Origin of the sequence: Candidatus Regiella endosymbiont of Tuberolachnus salignus, assembly GCF_964020115.1 — a bacterium.
GTDB classification, from domain to species: Bacteria; Pseudomonadota; Gammaproteobacteria; order Enterobacterales; family Enterobacteriaceae; genus Regiella; species Regiella insecticola.
The window spans coordinates 2,899,573-2,915,270 of sequence record NZ_OZ026542.1 but is presented as its reverse complement, the minus strand read 5'-3'; the positions used below and the strand labels follow the sequence as shown (position 1 = coordinate 2,915,270).

General features: G+C 45.6%; 20 protein-coding genes and 1 pseudogene. 10 read left to right on the top strand and 11 right to left on the bottom strand.

Translation table 11 applies throughout. The annotated features are described in order from the left end of the window. Positions 1 to 138: 138 nt before the first annotated feature. Positions 139 to 822: an ATP-binding protein gene (locus tag AACL30_RS14525; RefSeq protein WP_339057104.1), complete on the top strand. Its 684-nt coding sequence runs from the start codon at positions 139 to 141 to the stop codon at positions 820 to 822. Between the two features lie 34 nt (positions 823 to 856). Here AACL30_RS14525 and istB (AACL30_RS14520) read toward each other — a convergent pair whose 3' ends face one another. Both istB (AACL30_RS14520) and istA (AACL30_RS14515) read right to left on the bottom strand, forming a co-directional pair. After that, a complete protein-coding gene (istB, locus tag AACL30_RS14520) occupies positions 857 to 1,654 on the bottom strand; it encodes an IS21-like element helper ATPase IstB (protein ID WP_339058365.1) in 798 nt (265 codons plus the stop codon). Next, positions 1,651 to 2,829, bottom strand: coding sequence for an IS21 family transposase (gene istA / locus AACL30_RS14515; RefSeq protein WP_339056344.1), 1,179 nt, complete (start codon positions 2,827 to 2,829; stop codon positions 1,651 to 1,653). The genes istB (AACL30_RS14520) and istA (AACL30_RS14515) overlap by 4 nt, the downstream gene beginning before the upstream one ends. On the opposite strand from istA (AACL30_RS14515), the gene AACL30_RS14510 reads away from it, so the two are divergent. The 5 genes from AACL30_RS14510 to AACL30_RS14490 all read left to right on the top strand — a co-directional run bounded on the left by AACL30_RS14510 (position 2,828) and on the right by AACL30_RS14490 (position 5,982). Then, positions 2,828 to 2,959: a hypothetical protein gene (locus AACL30_RS14510; RefSeq protein WP_339057103.1), complete on the top strand. Its 132-nt coding sequence runs from the start codon at positions 2,828 to 2,830 to the stop codon at positions 2,957 to 2,959. The genes istA (AACL30_RS14515) and AACL30_RS14510 overlap by 2 nt on opposite strands. Beyond that, on the top strand, positions 2,956 to 3,549 hold the full coding sequence (locus AACL30_RS14505; RefSeq protein WP_339057102.1) for a DUF669 domain-containing protein: 594 nt from the start codon (positions 2,956 to 2,958) through the stop codon (positions 3,547 to 3,549). Before AACL30_RS14510 ends, AACL30_RS14505 begins: the two co-directional genes overlap by 4 nt. Before the next feature lie 3 nt (positions 3,550 to 3,552). Then, positions 3,553 to 4,173, top strand: coding sequence for a lambda exonuclease family protein (locus tag AACL30_RS14500; RefSeq protein WP_339057101.1), 621 nt, complete (start codon positions 3,553 to 3,555; stop codon positions 4,171 to 4,173). A 103-nt stretch (positions 4,174 to 4,276) separates the two neighbouring features. Beyond that, entirely contained in the window at positions 4,277 to 5,269 is a 993-nt protein-coding gene (locus tag AACL30_RS14495; RefSeq protein WP_339057100.1) for an Rpn family recombination-promoting nuclease/putative transposase, read from the top strand. Positions 5,270 to 5,418: 149 nt separating this feature from the next. After that, positions 5,419 to 5,982, top strand: a complete 564-nt coding sequence (locus AACL30_RS14490) for a KilA-N domain-containing protein (protein ID WP_339057099.1) — start codon at positions 5,419 to 5,421, stop codon at positions 5,980 to 5,982. Here the strand turns inward: AACL30_RS14490 and istB (AACL30_RS14485) are convergent. The 7 genes and pseudogenes from istB (AACL30_RS14485) to AACL30_RS14455 form a co-directional block, all read right to left on the bottom strand. Continuing rightward, positions 5,979 to 6,776, bottom strand: coding sequence for an IS21-like element helper ATPase IstB (gene istB / locus AACL30_RS14485; RefSeq protein WP_339058365.1), 798 nt, complete (start codon positions 6,774 to 6,776; stop codon positions 5,979 to 5,981). The genes AACL30_RS14490 and istB (AACL30_RS14485) overlap by 4 nt on opposite strands. Further along, a complete protein-coding gene (gene istA / locus AACL30_RS14480) occupies positions 6,773 to 7,951 on the bottom strand; it encodes an IS21 family transposase (protein ID WP_339056344.1) in 1,179 nt (392 codons plus the stop codon). The genes istB (AACL30_RS14485) and istA (AACL30_RS14480) overlap by 4 nt, the downstream gene beginning before the upstream one ends. A gap of 62 nt (positions 7,952 to 8,013) precedes the next feature. Next, positions 8,014 to 8,607, bottom strand: a complete 594-nt coding sequence (locus AACL30_RS14475) for a hypothetical protein (protein ID WP_339057098.1) — start codon at positions 8,605 to 8,607, stop codon at positions 8,014 to 8,016. Positions 8,608 to 8,693: 86 nt separating this feature from the next. Continuing rightward, positions 8,694 to 9,212, bottom strand: a pseudogene (locus tag AACL30_RS14470) (hypothetical protein); the annotation flags it as partial. 80 nt (positions 9,213 to 9,292) lie between these two features. Then, the gene (locus AACL30_RS14465; RefSeq protein ID WP_339056567.1) at positions 9,293 to 9,751 is read right to left on the bottom strand and encodes a lysis protein; all 459 of its coding nucleotides are present in this window, start codon (positions 9,749 to 9,751) and stop codon (positions 9,293 to 9,295) included. Continuing rightward, a complete protein-coding gene (locus AACL30_RS14460) occupies positions 9,744 to 10,262 on the bottom strand; it encodes a lysozyme (protein ID WP_339056568.1) in 519 nt (172 codons plus the stop codon). Before AACL30_RS14460 ends, AACL30_RS14465 begins: the two co-directional genes overlap by 8 nt. Beyond that, positions 10,259 to 10,456, bottom strand: a complete 198-nt coding sequence (locus AACL30_RS14455; RefSeq protein ID WP_339057097.1) for a class II holin family protein — start codon at positions 10,454 to 10,456, stop codon at positions 10,259 to 10,261. The genes AACL30_RS14460 and AACL30_RS14455 overlap by 4 nt, the downstream gene beginning before the upstream one ends. A 36-nt stretch (positions 10,457 to 10,492) precedes the next feature. Here AACL30_RS14455 and AACL30_RS14450 point away from each other — a divergent pair, with 36 nt between their 5' ends. The 3 genes from AACL30_RS14450 to AACL30_RS14440 all read left to right on the top strand — a co-directional run bounded on the left by AACL30_RS14450 (position 10,493) and on the right by AACL30_RS14440 (position 13,063). Continuing rightward, complete coding sequence (locus AACL30_RS14450) at positions 10,493 to 10,627, top strand: hypothetical protein (RefSeq protein WP_339057096.1); 135 nt, start codon at positions 10,493 to 10,495, stop codon at positions 10,625 to 10,627. Between the two features lie 811 nt (positions 10,628 to 11,438). Further along, positions 11,439 to 12,155, top strand: a complete 717-nt coding sequence (locus tag AACL30_RS14445) for a hypothetical protein (RefSeq protein WP_339057095.1) — start codon at positions 11,439 to 11,441, stop codon at positions 12,153 to 12,155. Between the two features lie 77 nt (positions 12,156 to 12,232). Beyond that, a complete protein-coding gene (locus AACL30_RS14440; RefSeq protein WP_339057094.1) occupies positions 12,233 to 13,063 on the top strand; it encodes a hypothetical protein in 831 nt (276 codons plus the stop codon). 204 nt (positions 13,064 to 13,267) lie between these two features. Here the strand turns inward: AACL30_RS14440 and istB (AACL30_RS16605) are convergent, their stop codons facing one another. Both istB (AACL30_RS16605) and AACL30_RS14425 read right to left on the bottom strand, forming a co-directional pair. Further along, positions 13,268 to 14,389 carry an IS21-like element helper ATPase IstB gene (gene istB / locus AACL30_RS16605; protein WP_422389608.1) on the bottom strand — a complete coding sequence of 374 codons (1,122 nt, stop codon included), beginning with the start codon at positions 14,387 to 14,389 and terminating at the stop codon, positions 13,268 to 13,270. A 13-nt stretch (positions 14,390 to 14,402) separates the two neighbouring features. Next, positions 14,403 to 14,912, bottom strand: coding sequence for a Mu transposase domain-containing protein (locus AACL30_RS14425; RefSeq protein ID WP_339057093.1), 510 nt, complete (start codon positions 14,910 to 14,912; stop codon positions 14,403 to 14,405). On the opposite strand from AACL30_RS14425, the gene AACL30_RS14420 reads away from it, so the two are divergent. Then, a complete protein-coding gene (locus AACL30_RS14420; protein ID WP_339058492.1) occupies positions 14,864 to 15,652 on the top strand; it encodes an Rpn family recombination-promoting nuclease/putative transposase in 789 nt (262 codons plus the stop codon). The genes AACL30_RS14425 and AACL30_RS14420 overlap by 49 nt on opposite strands. Positions 15,653 to 15,698 lie beyond the last annotated feature (46 nt).

Genomic DNA, 15,698 nt, shown 5'->3' with positions numbered 1-15,698 from the left:
GCAACGGCGCGATCCCTTATTTTATTAACACTGCGTGGGGGTATTCACAAATGTTGAGTCTGTATTGCCAAAGTCAGGGACGATGACGATAAGCAACGGACAGGCGCTTAAATTAACCACAACAGAAAGGAGTTAACAATGGGAACCGCCACATTAATACTCGGTGAATCGGGAACAGGAAAATCAACGAGCTTGCGAGCGCTCAACCCGAAAGAATGCTTATTAATCCAAACCATTAACAAACCGCTGCCCTTTCGCTCGACAGGGTGGCAACGGTGGGATAAAAACGTCCCTGAAACCGCGCTTTATGTCACCGACCAGTGGCAAGCTATTATTCTTGCGATTAAAAATGCGTCTTTATACGGCAAGAAAATCGTGATTATTGATGATTTTCAATACGTGATGGCAAATGAGTTTATGCGCCGTTCGCATGAAAAATCATTCGATAAGTTTACTGAAATTGGTCATCACGCTTGGTCAATTATCGATAACGCCATTAAAGAAACCCCGGCTGACCTGCGTCTTTATTTTTTATCGCACACCGAAGAAACCACCTCAGGAAAAACCAAGATTAAAACCATCGGGAAAATGTTGGATGAAAAAATCACCTTGGAAGGCTTGTTTACCCTGGTGCTACGTACTTTGGTTCAGGACGGAAATTATTTGTTTACGACACAAAATAGCGGCGCAGACACGGTTAAATCCCCTATAAACATGTTCGATAGCCATGAAATTGACAACGACCTTGCCAAGGTGGATGCCACGGTTTGCCACTATTACAACCTTGATAAGGTTCACCATGTCAACGCTACTTTAGATTGACCACTTTTTGCTACTTTAAAATGTCCAGTTTTTGCTAATTTTCCTGTTGGGTTTCTATTCCAGGCGCCTGGATAATATCAGTCGTTTTTATAGGCAACATGCCTGCTTTGCGTTTATTTTTGAGTCGATAGCTTTCTCCTTTAATATTCAATGTGGTTGAATGATGTAAAAGCCTGTCTAAAATCGCAGTTGCTAAAATGTGATCACCGAATACGTCCCCCCAATCAGTAAAACTTTTATTTGATGTGAGAATGATGCTCGCCTTTTCATAACGACGGCTCAATAACCTGAAAAATAGGCTAGCTTCTTCGCGATTCATCGGTAAATACCCGATTTCATCCAGTATTAATACCCTGGCATAGCACAGTTGCTGAAGTTGGCGTTCCAGACGGTTTTCTTGCTTTGCCTTCATTAAGGTACAGCAGAGTCTATCCAGAGGCATAAACAATACCCGATGCCCAGCTGTAGCTGCCTTGACAGCCAGCGCTATCGCCAAATGCGTTTTCCCTACCCCAGGTGGGCCTAACAAAATGACGTTTTCATGATGTTCGACAAACCTCAGCCCCGCCAGCTCGCGGATAATTTTCCTGTCTATACTTGGTTGGAAAGTAAAGTCAAATTGCTCCAAGGTTTTTATCCACGGCAAACGTGCTTGTTTTAACCGCGATTCCAAGCCTTTTTGGTGACGCCCGTTCCATTCCTGGGCTAATGCCTGCTGGAGAAATTCACGGTAGTTCAGTGCTTTCTTGGTGGCTTCTTCACATAAACTCTCCAACGCATCGCCCAGGTAATCCATTTTTAACCGTATCAACAAGTTTTCCATTTCCATCAGAGTAGCTCCTCATACACACTGAGCGAACGAGACGCTACTCGATTGACCTGTTGCCAAAGGGCTTGATGATGTTCTGGCACCTTTTGCCAGCCCTGCGTTACCTCCTGCAAGAGATGCGTCGCGAGCAGTTGCTCATCGCCGTAAATACGTAGCGTATTATCTAAACCGATACGAATATTAACCGCACGACCACACCAGAATGAAGGCACGCTATAGCGATTACCTCTGACATCGATATAGCTGTCCCATGCCACTTGTCGTAGGTCGAAGTAGCTGGTATCGAAATCAGTCGCAGGGAGTGGCATCAAGGCTATTTTTTCCTCAGCAAAACGATTTTCCGGTGTCTGCTTGAATTGACGAAGATGACGCTGGTCTGCCACTTTCGCCAGCCACATCGCTAGCAGTTGATTAACATGAGCGAAACTCTCAAACTGACGGTAGCGAGTGAAAAAATTGTGTTTAACATAGCCCACCATCCGTTCGGTTTTGCCTTTCGTTTGCGGTCGATAAGGCTTACAGGCGCGAGGGCTAAACCCATAGTGATTAGCCAGTTGCAGGAAGCCCGCATTGAACTCGATGTGGCCATTTTGTCCATGTTTGATAACAGCGGCTTTTTGGTTATCTACCAAGACATTTTTTACGCTGCCACCGAAGTAATTGAAGCTGCGAACCAGCGATTCATACGTGTGCTCAGCATCTTGCTTAGGGGCAGCAAAGACATGAAAGCGACGCGAAAAACCGAGCGTATTAACGGCAAAATTAACCGTACAGGCAGAGCCTGCCACCTCAACGATGATTTCTCCCCAATCGTGTTGAAGTTGATAACCGGGGAGGGTTTCAAAGCGTACCGTGTTTTTCGAGGCCCTGAGCGGACGTTTGGGATGTATATAACGTCGGAGCATCGCACTCCCACCCCGGTAGCCTTTTTCACGGATTTCCTCAAAAATAACCGCCGCATTCCAAACCTGTTCACTCAACCTTGAATCGATGTAGTCTTTAAAGGGCTCGAGTTTAGCAACCTGTTTTTTACCGCGTTTTGCTGTTGGCGGCGCAGGATAGCTAATGTGCCGTCTCACCGTTTTTTCTGAACACCCTATCTGATGGGCAATATCAACAATAAATGCCCCCTGTTGATGGCGTTGTTTTATCATGTAGTGGTCCTCTCTTCTTAGCATGCTTATTTCCCTCATGGCTTTGTCACCACAAAGGAAACTGCATTCTGGCTTGAGTGGACAAATTAAATTAGCAATTTACGGTCTTTTATCATTAGCGCTGACACACCACACAGAAGGACAGGCAGCATGAATGACGTCATCTTTACGTATCACCAAGAAACTGCGCTCGCCGCAGGCCAAAGTGGATTTATCAGTGAGTCAGGTGCCTATATTTTCAGCATCACAGAAGCCAAATACATGAACAGCCCCAGTGGCGCCAAATCGATTGAATTTTCTGTTGAAACGGACGATGGGCGCAAAGCCAACTATCTGAACCTCTATTACGAAAAGAAAGACGGCACCGCTAATGCCTACGGTGTCAACCTGATTAATGCCTTAATGGGCTGTACCGGCATTAAACAGCTCACGCGGGTAATAAAGAGCAATCTCCTTCTGGCGCCGGAATTAAGGGGTAAAAAAGTGGGACTGGTGCTGCAAAAAAAGCTGAAAACCAAAAGCGACGGCAGCGATACCTACAGCTTTGATATTCAGCTGCCTTTTTTCGCCCAAACGAGACAAACCTTACCAGAAAAAATAGCAGGAAAACCCGCAACCCACATCGACAAACTTATCACGATGCTGAAAGATAAAGATGAACGCCTATCGCCTATTGCTCAGCAGACTTCAGCTGCCTACCCGGGGGATGATCAATTTTTTGGCGAATCGCAATTATCGAGGTGACACATGGAACAACGAACAGAAGCCTGGTTTGCTGCCCGCTGTGGCAAAGTGACCGCCAGCCGATTAGCGGATGTGATGACGAAAACCAAAACGGGCTATAGCGCGACCCGACAAAAATACCTGGCAGAGTTGATTTGCCAGCGGCTCACCGGGCAACGGGAAGACTTCTTTATTACCGCTGACATGAGACGAGGTACCGAACTGGAAGCGGTTGCCCGTCAGGTGTATGTGTTTAATGAATTTGCGTCCAATGTCACGGAGGTAGGGCTGATTGATCATCCCCGCATCAAAGGATTTGCCGCCAGTCCTGACGGATTAGTGAATGATGATGGCCTGGTCGAGATTAAATGCCCTAAAACCTGGACGCACTTAGAAACAGTGAGAACAGGGAAAATCAAAAATCAATATGTATTGCAAATGCACGCGCAAATGCTTTGTACTGGGCGTAAATGGTGTGACTTTGTCAGTTTTGATAATCGACTGCCCCCGGAACTGGCTTACTTCAAAACCCGCGTTCAGTTTGATAAGGCGCTGGGGAAGGAAATGGAAACCGAAGTACGCCTGTTTTTAGCTGAACTGGAAAAAGACATCGCCGCCATTCAACGTTATAGGCAGGTGGCGTAATTGCTGATGAAAAAATTCAGCGTCTATGAATCATAATGCGTGTAAAGTTATTCGGTGATAAATCGACACCGTAAGGTAACCATAATCAGAGAGAAAACACGGAATGTCTAGCATATCAAAGCCCCATGACGCCCTTTTCAAGCGGTCGTTACAGCATAAACAAATTATGGTCGATTGGTTGGTGCATCATCTTCCAAAGGAAACATTAGCATTGATTGATACTGCTACATTAGTGATGACCCCCAACGAATATGTCCCCAAATGGCCTGATACGCTGTACAGCGATATTGTTTACAGTTGCAAGATAGGCGGAAAGCCGGGCTATATCTACCTGGCGGCGGAGCACCAGAGCAGTGATGATGAGATGATGGCGTTTCGCATCCTGTGTTACGTTGTCGAGTTGATGAATAATCACCTGAAGCAAGGGCATAAAAAATTACCGATTGTGTTACCCCTGGTACTGTATCACGGAGAAAAATCGCCTTATCCTTACTCAACCAAGATATGGGATTGCTTTGAGAATCCCGAATTAGCCAAAGCGATAGCACTCAAGCCCTTTCAACTGATTGATTTAACGGTCATGTCAGATGAAGAGATAAATCAACACGGTTTAGCGTCAGTGATGGAAATCTTATTCAAACACTATCGCCAAAGGCAGTCACCTTTTAGCTGGTTAGGAGCCTTGTTATCGAAAGGCAAAATGACTACAATTTACACACAAGTGAGCCCAGATTATTTTAAAGATGTCCTGCGGTACTTTATTGAAATATGTGGTAAAGCCAATGAAACCGGCACAGATGAGCTCGATAAAGCATTGGCACTGTGGGTTCAATCCGTTCCAGAGCAGGCACAGGAGGACATTATGACATTTGCACAACAACTCGAAAAACGCGGTGAAGAGCGCGGTGAACAACGCGGTGAACAACGCGGCATGCAAAAGGGCATGCAAAAGGGCATGCAACAGGGCATGCAACAGGGAGAAAAAAAAGCATCCTTAAAAATAGCGAAGCAACTTCTGGATAGCCATGTAGACCGTACCCTGGTGAAAGTAGCTACCGGACTTTCGGATGAAGAGCTTGATACGTTGTTACATTAAGTTGATTTTAACTCCCGCTACCTATTTCCTCAGCTAACCGATACCGCCTACGCCAGTACGCGGTTTTTTTACGCCTGTTGATTCAATTAGACCATTACTTAAACACACTCAATCCTTTCCCGATAGGCAATAATCAAGGAGAACTCACTATGCCTAAAGAAAATCTTCCCATCGTGGCCGGCATCATTGTCACCACCGATGCAATCGACCGTTTTAACCTTAATGCCATTCACAAAGCGAGTGGCGAAGGTGAACATAAACGGCCATCCAAATGGCTCGCCACCGCTCAATCTCAAGAACTGATAACAGAACTGGAGGCAAGTTTGTTGAAAAATAGTCAAAGCCCGAATTCGGGCTTTGCTCATAACGTCATCGAAGTAAAACATGGCGGGAAAAATTCAGGTACCTATGCCCATGAAATCCTCGCAGTTGAATACGCTGGTTGGATTCGACCTGATTTCCGTATTAGGGTTAATCAGACGTTTATTGATTACCGCCGTGGAAAAATCACGAAAGAGACGCCAAAAAGACAGCCACACCGTGATGAGGGCAGCGGATTACCGGAATTTCGGAAGGCCAAAGCGATGCAGATGGCGATGGAAGTAGCAGAAAAAACCTTTGCCTGGGCAACTTTACTTTCTCCGCTATCCCGATGTCAACGCTACTTTAGATTGACCACTTTTTGCTACTTTAAAATGTCCAGTTTTTGCTAATTTTCCTGTTGGGTTTCTATTCCAGGCGCCTGGATAATATCAGTCGTTTTTATAGGCAACATGCCTGCTTTGCGTTTATTTTTGAGTCGATAGCTTTCTCCTTTAATATTCAATGTGGTTGAATGATGTAAAAGCCTGTCTAAAATCGCAGTTGCTAAAATGTGATCACCGAATACGTCCCCCCAATCAGTAAAACTTTTATTTGATGTGAGAATGATGCTCGCCTTTTCATAACGACGGCTCAATAACCTGAAAAATAGGCTAGCTTCTTCGCGATTCATCGGTAAATACCCGATTTCATCCAGTATTAATACCCTGGCATAGCACAGTTGCTGAAGTTGGCGTTCCAGACGGTTTTCTTGCTTTGCCTTCATTAAGGTACAGCAGAGTCTATCCAGAGGCATAAACAATACCCGATGCCCAGCTGTAGCTGCCTTGACAGCCAGCGCTATCGCCAAATGCGTTTTCCCTACCCCAGGTGGGCCTAACAAAATGACGTTTTCATGATGTTCGACAAACCTCAGCCCCGCCAGCTCGCGGATAATTTTCCTGTCTATACTTGGTTGGAAAGTAAAGTCAAATTGCTCCAAGGTTTTTATCCACGGCAAACGTGCTTGTTTTAACCGCGATTCCAAGCCTTTTTGGTGACGCCCGTTCCATTCCTGGGCTAATGCCTGCTGGAGAAATTCACGGTAGTTCAGTGCTTTCTTGGTGGCTTCTTCACATAAACTCTCCAACGCATCGCCCAGGTAATCCATTTTTAACCGTATCAACAAGTTTTCCATTTCCATCAGAGTAGCTCCTCATACACACTGAGCGAACGAGACGCTACTCGATTGACCTGTTGCCAAAGGGCTTGATGATGTTCTGGCACCTTTTGCCAGCCCTGCGTTACCTCCTGCAAGAGATGCGTCGCGAGCAGTTGCTCATCGCCGTAAATACGTAGCGTATTATCTAAACCGATACGAATATTAACCGCACGACCACACCAGAATGAAGGCACGCTATAGCGATTACCTCTGACATCGATATAGCTGTCCCATGCCACTTGTCGTAGGTCGAAGTAGCTGGTATCGAAATCAGTCGCAGGGAGTGGCATCAAGGCTATTTTTTCCTCAGCAAAACGATTTTCCGGTGTCTGCTTGAATTGACGAAGATGACGCTGGTCTGCCACTTTCGCCAGCCACATCGCTAGCAGTTGATTAACATGAGCGAAACTCTCAAACTGACGGTAGCGAGTGAAAAAATTGTGTTTAACATAGCCCACCATCCGTTCGGTTTTGCCTTTCGTTTGCGGTCGATAGGGCTTACAGGCGCGAGGACTAAACCCATAGTGATTAGCCAGTTGCAGGAAGCCTGCATTGAACTCGATGTGGCCATTTTGTCCATGTTTGATAACAGCGGCTTTTTGGTTATCTACCAAGACATTTTTTACGCTGCCACCGAAGTAATTGAAGCTGCGAACCAGCGATTCATACGTGTGCTCAGCATCTTGCTTAGGGGCAGCAAAGACATGAAAGCGACGCGAAAAACCGAGCGTATTAACGGCAAAATTAACCGTACAGGCAGAGCCTGCCACCTCAACGATGATTTCTCCCCAATCGTGTTGAAGTTGATAACCGGGGAGGGTTTCAAAGCGTACCGTGTTTTTCGAGGCCCTGAGCGGACGTTTGGGATGTATATAACGTCGGAGCATCGCACTCCCACCCCGGTAGCCTTTTTCACGGATTTCCTCAAAAATAACCGCCGCATTCCAAACCTGTTCACTCAACCTTGAATCGATGTAGTCTTTAAAGGGCTCGAGTTTAGCAACCTGTTTTTTACCGCGTTTTGCTGTTGGCGGCGCAGGATAGCTAATGTGCCGTCTCACCGTTTTTTCTGAACACCCTATCTGATGGGCAATATCAACAATAAATGCCCCCTGTTGATGGCGTTGTTTTATCATGTAGTGGTCCTCTCTTCTTAGCATGCTTATTTCCCTCATGGCTTTGTCACCACAAAGGAAACTGCATTCTGGCTTGAGTGGACAAATTAAATTAGCAATTTACGGTCTTTTATCATTAGCGCTGACACCGATCCGCTAATTTTATTTTCAGACCGGGGTCGATTGCCATGTGCATCCCCTTCCGCAAGCTCTTTCATCCATTGCGCCAGCGCGTTATCCGTGCCAGGGGTGGCCTCGTGGTTTAAATTATATGCCTCGCGCTCGCCCTTAATCAGCTTCAGCTGCGCCTCCACCCCGGCGCTAAAGGTGCGTGCCAGCGCGGTATGATTGTCTTCGGTGATAACGGTGTCCATAAGGAAGCCTTTCAGGTTAGCCGCAATTTGCCGCCAGCCGGCTAAATCAATCCGATGAGACAAAACGACAGAAGCCGCTTCATCCGCCGCGGCGTGGATAATGTCGGTCTCCGTTCGCACGGTGGGAGCGTGCAAACCCCCTTTGCGAACCAGCTGAATGTGGGTGGCTGTCTTCACTTTATCCGTCAGGTCACGCAACCAATGGCGTTGGATCGCTTTTTTGCGGATAGCGGTGTCACTGACGTGATAGCGTTTGCCGATAGCGCGAATGGACAACGAACCCGCGCGATACGCCGCTTCGATGGCCTCCCAGTCCGGTGTTGCCATGGTGGCTCCTGTGTTGATGTGATCGACATGTTCTGTTGTTATGTCGATAAAAGTGAATATTATGAACATGAAAAAACGCGGCTTGTTTACGCTGCGAGGCGATGGATTTCTTTAATCAGCTCGGCATTATGATTGCGTGTAAATAATTGCTGTAACTGAACCTTCCGGCTTTCAAAATTCATCCCCATTGAAATAAATACCGTATTGGCACGCTGTAATTCTGTCACACAGCGTAATTGTTCGGGTGTGAGGTGATCACGAATGCTACCCTGTTGACCGATATCATGATACACACGAAACTTAGCCGCGGTCATATTGAGTGCAATACGGTTGATAAGATCGGCTTCATTACTGAAATGATGGGGGGCGATTGTTTTGCCTTGTGCTTCACGCTCATGTTGAATGGCCTCTGTCATGGGTTTGTACTCAAGTCGCGCCCTATTGCGATCAACTTCTTTAGAGCTAAGTACTCCTCGCATAGTGAAAAATTCTTTGACCAGCTTCTTTTTGAATGCTCGAACGATATCGTTATTACGCATATAAGTGATGAGGAGCGTTACTTGTTGCTCGTTGAGCAAGGCAATTTCAAAATTTTGCTTACCGCCCTTTGAAAGTCTGTGAGTGAAGTCACCATCAGCATTTCAAATGCGCATGCTGTATCTACTTATCTTATCTTTTCGAGGGTTTATTGCGCCAAACAGACTTGGGTAATGTAGTCCTGTAATCCCTTGATTTGCTGGGTGACTATTTCAATTCCGTTTCGGAGACGGAAATAAGCGTGGACAGCGGTATCGTCAAGTCGGGCACCGGCAACATCATCCAGGCGGGCGGAGGCGGCGGTGTGGGGCAATTTTTCACATCGGGCAGCGAACTGCAACCGACGCTGGCCAGTATGAACAGCACGTTCAAGCGCCGCAATTTGTCTGTTGGCATCATTGAGTTCCTGCATGTGTTGGCTATCGAGTACAGCGAGCTGCTGATGCTGCTTTTTCATGCTTTCCATCGTCATCCACGCATTATCGCGTTCATGGAGTAGTGCTTTAATGGCATTGTCTTTTTTTGCTGATTCAGCGTGATAATAAATAGCCGTGAGACTCACGAGCAGAATGAGACTCAACAGGATAAAAAATAATCGATTAAACATCCCTCCCCCAACAGGTCAGCTCACTTTCCTGCGCGCGTCTTATCACTTGACCCGCACAATTATTGGCACGAAGGCGACAATCTTTACCGCCATCGAAAATCCAGCGCTTGATTTCTGCACAGGCGCCTTGATAGTCACCGGCATTGAGTTTGCGATAGAAAGTGGACGCCGTGCATTTACTCGCGCCAAGGTTATAAGGACAAAACGAAGCAATACCGGCTTTCTGCGCCTCGGTTAACGGCAGCTTGATATGACGCTCTACCCAAGCAATCGCCTTATCCACTTCAAATTGGTTAACTTGCTCACACTGCTCGCGACTGAGTATCATGCCGGGCTTCACCGGCTGGCCATCGACCCGTGTCGCCCCGCGGCAAATCGTCCAAACATGTGCGCCATCGCGATACGCCGTTAGCCGATTGCCTTCTTTTTCCTGCAAAAATTGCGTCAGGATGGCGGTTGTTGTTGCTCCTGCCAAAATCAGTCCCAGCAGGGGTTTGCTTAGCGTGCTCATTTTCCTGCCCTGCTCTTACGTCGGTCTTCTTTAATCTTGAAATACAAATTCGTCAGATAGGTGAGTACCGCCAACGAGACGCCCGCCAGCACACCAATGGCATTCCATTGTTCTGAGCTGTCGCTGCTCAGCAAACCATTAAAAATACTCCCTGCGCACGCCGCATAGGTCGCGCCTGTGGTCACTTTTTCCATGGTTAGTCTCGTCTATTAGTGGGGAAGGAGAAGGTGTTGCATAAAAAAATAGCGCCGTCCCCGTTTACCCTCTCGTGGATAAAAGCGTTAAGCACTGATGGGCAGGGGGATGCGCTAAAAGGTGAAAAGGCCGCGCGAGGCGCAGCCATTGAAATAAAAAGCGGTCAATAACGTTAAATAATAAACAGGTAATAAAAATTGAAAGGGAAAATTGCTTTTCTGGTGACTATGCTAATAACAGATCAAAAACCAGTATCGATTAAACGAAACTAACCGGAAAACAGGAGGTGGGCAGATGAAAAAAATAAGAACCTGCTTAAAAATAGTACCGATTTTATTGTTATCGATGCCTACGTTAGCCTCTCAAGAAGAAATACAAGTTTGTAGAATGCGATGGGGTCAAATTTTGCCTAACATCATATGCTCCTCGCAACCGCTTACCGTCCAGCAGACGAAATATGCTAATACAGAAAACCCGTCCGCTTCTTCTGCACGAAGGGAAGCGGAATTGCGGCGATTGAAAAAAATGACTCTTTTTTTGTAGCAGCACAATAGCGGTAAACTACGTCTATTTTCTACTCCCTTTAACCAGTGAGTAGAGTAGTGCCACCTGTATAAAATCTCATAAAAAAGGCCAGTAGAGGCCATCTTTTGACACCGTAAAAGTGGGTGACAAAGAAAAATTTACTGTAAAGACCTCCTCGCCAATAAAGTCTTTTTTGTTCGTAAAATAAGCGTTTTTTGCAAGCACGCGACAAAACAATTTGGTACAACCTCGCTGGGTATGAATACGTAAAAATACGTCAGTATTATATTACTAAACGTAATTACGTTATTTGAAAGAATATTTTCATCTATCAAAATCAGTCGGATTATTATTACGCAATAGCGTTAATTATCATCAATTAAATAAATGCCATTGGTTTTTTATTTAATTACGTAAAACATTACGCTAAATTTAATCAAAATAGGAAAGAATAAAATGCCATTAAGCCCAATAACTTCAGCTACAGTATTATCTAGCCCGCTTACAGCATCACCGCCAAAGCAAGGAGAATTAGCAACAGCCACCGGAGCCGGGAACATCGGTGACCTACCGCAACCAATGCCAGATATTGCTCCGTTATCAACAGAGGGTAGCGAGGAAGCTCAAGCGATGGCAGAGCGCCACGCAAAATTTTATCAACCAGTCAGTGCTCTACTTGCTGAAGGCGGAGCATTTAGTCATAAATACTTTTCTGGTTCATTCGGGCATGAAATATTAACTAAGAGCCAATCATCTGATGGTACAACTTCTTTATCAGATTCTTTATCACAGCGTGATAAGATGATTCTATTATGCATGCTTGAACATGCATCACAACCGGAAGGTTCACTATCTCAAGCGTGTAGAGATGGTATAGAGAGTTTAACTGATTTTAATAATGTGGAAAATTTCCATGAACTTATCAAAGCTTATAATAAATTCAATTTTTTCCATTTCATCTCCCTAGAAAAGCTTCCTGAAGTATTCGCATTAATCCTAAAGAGGGCAAATGAAGCCGGCATAAAAGACGCTTTCATGCACTTAATCAAGGCGCTCTCAACAGGCCATACTAATTATCTAGGCGAATATTCTGAACTTTATCCCCAATATTTCAATAATTTTCGAAGAGATAATACGGATACATTGCGTACACGGGCGGTAAGTCCCTTTTGATGAAAAAATAGCGCTTGCAAAGACGTAGGCAAGACGGTATCTATCTTGTTGCACACAGCAGATATGTCTCAATAATAATGAGGGGTCTCGATACGGTTATCGATGGCCTAAGGGAATCTGATTCTGCTTTCGATAAAATAGCAGTAGAATTGTATGACTGGGCAAAAAAATGTGATCAAAATCTAAATAAAAAGCGTGTTGAAGCATTAGAAAAAACGTTGGTATATCTTACTAACGAGCAATGTAATGGTCATGAATTAAAGCTGTCCGACCTGGGATTAAGGAGTTTTCCTAATGTGCTAGAAAAATGCAAACATTTAGTTTCTTTAGATTTTCAATACGACGAACTAATTGATATTCCTTTTGGATTTCCCCCATCATTAACTACACTGGATCTCCGTAATAATCTCATAACACAGATAACCCCAGACACATTAGAAAATGTACCAGCGAACTGTGAAGTTAATCTTTTGAGGAATCCTCTTTCAGCAGACACAATTAATTGGCTTGATCAACGACGTAAAGCCGGTGATGATAAACCCTACATTCACTTTCGTATGCAACCACCCCAACCTACCCCATCCTTGTCTACAGTGCTCGCTAAATTGGACGTCGTAGAGACCGTAGCCTGGAAAAATATACAAAAAAAAGAAGCTTATTTCGCGCAGTTTTTGGCGCTTATTTTCCGAATAAAGCAGACAAGCAACATCAGCAATCCTGATTTCAAAAAAAACGCGGGGGCTTTTTTAACAAACTTGGTTTCAAAGGATCGAGCTTTTCGAGCGCCCATTTTTATGACCGCAGATAATACACAATGTCACTGTGACCCCTGCGTGTTACGGTTTTATAATCAGGCAGTATTGATTGCGGAAAGTATGACAATCGAGGGGGAGAAATTGTCCAGTTAGCCCGTGGTATGTTTGCAACAGTGAGTCCATGATTTCATTTCGTTGATTATCTTCATGCTGGCGTAAACAACGATATTTTCCGTCACATTCAAATACAAAAAACCCAACACAAAAGTTAGGGTTTTATGGTTGCTCATTATCAAAACACAGACACGGCAACGTACCCTGTTATCCTTGCTCATTTGCTCTTTTAAGTCAATAGCATTACGCCACTTTCTTTACTTTAGCGACAGGTTGACGATGGTTAAATGCTTGTTCGAGTGCAGGATGAAGTAGATATAGACTTTTCTCGAGTACCTGATCGACCTCCCTGCGGCAAGTGGCGAGGGAGGGAGTTTTCAATCGGTTGCCGCCTCGGGTGCTGATGTTGCGGGGTAGGGCTGTCTTTTGACGGTAAATCGCTATCGAATAGCGAGATAATCGTTGCACGTAGTAACTGAGCAGGATGCCAAACGCCGGGTTATCTGCTGCTAGCACTGTATCTACCACCTGTGAAATTAACAGGCCATCATCATCGTTACACAGGGGGCGTGTGTGATGTGCTTGCGGTGTTACCGTGGCCATAAAATAAGCAAGGAGGTTGCTCTGTGGCTTTTCTAATCTGCCGCTGTATACCCATGCCCCCCAGCGCTCCAGCCAGTGGTTAATCCAATGGTACTGCTCATAATTGAGCCTACCCTGTGCGACGTTCATGCGACCTCCCATCTGGTACCAATTAGCAACAGGGAGCTGGCGGGTGATGAGTGTGGAAGTACGATCGTATCTGGCATCGATTAGCTCCAATAAATCTCCCCGCTGCTGAGAGTTAAGTGGCTCTAATCCCCAATCGTCGAGTAGCAAAAGCGAGCAATTGGCTAATGTATCCAGTAATTTTCGATAACTGCCCTGGGCTTGTGCCAGGTACATTTGTGCTAGCAGTTGCTTGAGCCTGAAGTAAAAGACGCTCATCCCTTGCTGGCAATAATGGTGACCGAATGCACAGGCTAACCAAGTCTTGCCGCACCCGGTAGCGCCGGTAATCAGTATATTTTGATGGTGTTTCAACCATTCCCCTTGTGTCAGTGAGCGGATAGTGGCTTTATCGAGTTGGCGTGACGCTGAGTAGTCAACATAAGCCAGTTCTGCTTTTAACCGGAAGCGTGCCTGGCGGGTTAAGCGTTCGATTTTACGCTTATCACGCAGGCTAATTTCCTGCTCCAGTAATAGGCTTAAACGCTCTTCGAAGCTGAGCTCTTGATAATGAACCGGTTGTTGCTGTTGCAGGGTGAGAGCGGCTTGCACCCCACTGAGTTTGAGTCCTGCAAGTTGTTGTTGCACTGTCTGCATAAAGGTATTTTCCTTAATGATAATAACGGTTGCCACGGATATTTTGATGCTCGAGTTGCCCTAATAAGTCAGGTTGAGGCGAAGGAATCGGCTGACTATCCAAGCCTTTTTCTATTGAGCGCAAGGCGGATAGCCGATAAACCCCCAGGGCGATGGCTCTGCCGCAGGCGGCATTGAGTCGCTGTGGGGAATATTTTTTGCTCAGATGACGTAAACCCAGGCAGGCACGATAGGCTTGCTCTGGATGCGATTTGATTTGTAATAGCTGGCTGACCATCCTGTGAGTTTCGGGGCAAAGAGCGCGCCCCCAGGCTTCTAATCGGGACGCTGTCCAGCGACCCTGTTGTTTATGGGCTTCAGGCATATGATTTTCTAGCGTGGAGTGACCGCCCACGTCGTGTGAGCGTGGATGTACCGCGACTAGCTCACCCCGATGAAACAGGTTGACAAGTTCTCCACTGACATGCGCTTCTAATTTTTGTTTCAGTAACGTATGCGGGACGGAGTAATAATGCCTATCCACTTCAACGTAGTTGCAAGATAGGCTATATCTACCTGGCGGCGGAGCACCAGAGCAGTGATGATGAGATGATGGCGTTTCGCATCCTGTGTTACGTTGTCGAGTTGATGAATAATCACCTGAAGCAAGGGCATAAAAAATTACCGATTGTGTTACCCCTGGTACTGTATCACGGAGAAAAATCGCCTTATCCTTACTCAACCAAGATATGGGATTGCTTTGAGAATCCCGAATTAGCCAAAGCGATAGCACTCAAGCCCTTTCAACTGATTGATTTAACGGTCATGTCAGATGAAGAGATAAATCAACACGGTTTAGCGTCAGTGATGGAAATCTTATTCAAACACTATCGCCAAAGGCAGTCACCTTTTAGCTGGTTAGGAGCCTTGTTATCGAAAGGCAAAATTTACACACAAGTGAGCCCGGATTATTTTAAAGATGTCCTGCGGTACTTTATTGAAATATGTGGTAAAGCCAATGAAACCGGCACAGATGAGCTCGATAAAGCATTGGCACTGTGGGTTCAATCCGTTCCAGAGCAGGCACAGGAGGACGTTATGACATTTGCACAACAACTCGAAAAACGCGGTGAAGAGCGCGGTAAACAACAGGGTATGCAACAGGGTCGTCAGGAAAGAAATGTAGAAATTGCCAAACAGCTTCTTGCCAGTAATGTTGATCGCTCCGTGATTAAAATGTCTACCGGGCTTTCGGATGAAGAACTTGACATGCTGTTACATTAAGTTTCTTTTCGCTCCCGCTACCTATTTCCTAAGCTAACCGATACCG

What these genes read in the sequence shown, in the direction of transcription:
- AACL30_RS14475 (WP_339057098.1), bottom strand. Translation starts at nt 8,607, where the DNA reads ATGGCAACACCGGACTGGGAGGCCATCGAAGCGGCGTATCGCGCGGGT.
- AACL30_RS14445 (WP_339057095.1), top strand. Translation starts at nt 11,439, where the DNA reads ATGCCATTAAGCCCAATAACTTCAGCTACAGTATTATCTAGCCCGCTT.
- istA (WP_339056344.1), bottom strand. Translation starts at nt 2,829, where the DNA reads ATGCTAAGAAGAGAGGACCACTACATGATAAAACAACGCCATCAACAG.
- AACL30_RS14505 (WP_339057102.1), top strand. Translation starts at nt 2,956, where the DNA reads ATGAATGACGTCATCTTTACGTATCACCAAGAAACTGCGCTCGCCGCA.
- AACL30_RS14490 (WP_339057099.1), top strand. Translation starts at nt 5,419, where the DNA reads ATGCCTAAAGAAAATCTTCCCATCGTGGCCGGCATCATTGTCACCACC.
- AACL30_RS14495 (WP_339057100.1), top strand. Translation starts at nt 4,277, where the DNA reads ATGTCTAGCATATCAAAGCCCCATGACGCCCTTTTCAAGCGGTCGTTA.
- AACL30_RS14440 (WP_339057094.1), top strand. Translation starts at nt 12,233, where the DNA reads ATGAGGGGTCTCGATACGGTTATCGATGGCCTAAGGGAATCTGATTCT.
- istB (WP_422389608.1), bottom strand. Translation starts at nt 14,389, where the DNA reads ATGCAGACAGTGCAACAACAACTTGCAGGACTCAAACTCAGTGGGGTG.
- AACL30_RS14500 (WP_339057101.1), top strand. Translation starts at nt 3,553, where the DNA reads ATGGAACAACGAACAGAAGCCTGGTTTGCTGCCCGCTGTGGCAAAGTG.
- AACL30_RS14460 (WP_339056568.1), bottom strand. Translation starts at nt 10,262, where the DNA reads ATGAGCACGCTAAGCAAACCCCTGCTGGGACTGATTTTGGCAGGAGCA.
- istA (WP_339056344.1), bottom strand. Translation starts at nt 7,951, where the DNA reads ATGCTAAGAAGAGAGGACCACTACATGATAAAACAACGCCATCAACAG.
- AACL30_RS14465 (WP_339056567.1), bottom strand. Translation starts at nt 9,751, where the DNA reads ATGTTTAATCGATTATTTTTTATCCTGTTGAGTCTCATTCTGCTCGTG.
- AACL30_RS14455 (WP_339057097.1), bottom strand. Translation starts at nt 10,456, where the DNA reads ATGGAAAAAGTGACCACAGGCGCGACCTATGCGGCGTGCGCAGGGAGT.
- AACL30_RS14510 (WP_339057103.1), top strand. Translation starts at nt 2,828, where the DNA reads ATGCTTATTTCCCTCATGGCTTTGTCACCACAAAGGAAACTGCATTCT.
- AACL30_RS14525 (WP_339057104.1), top strand. Translation starts at nt 139, where the DNA reads ATGGGAACCGCCACATTAATACTCGGTGAATCGGGAACAGGAAAATCA.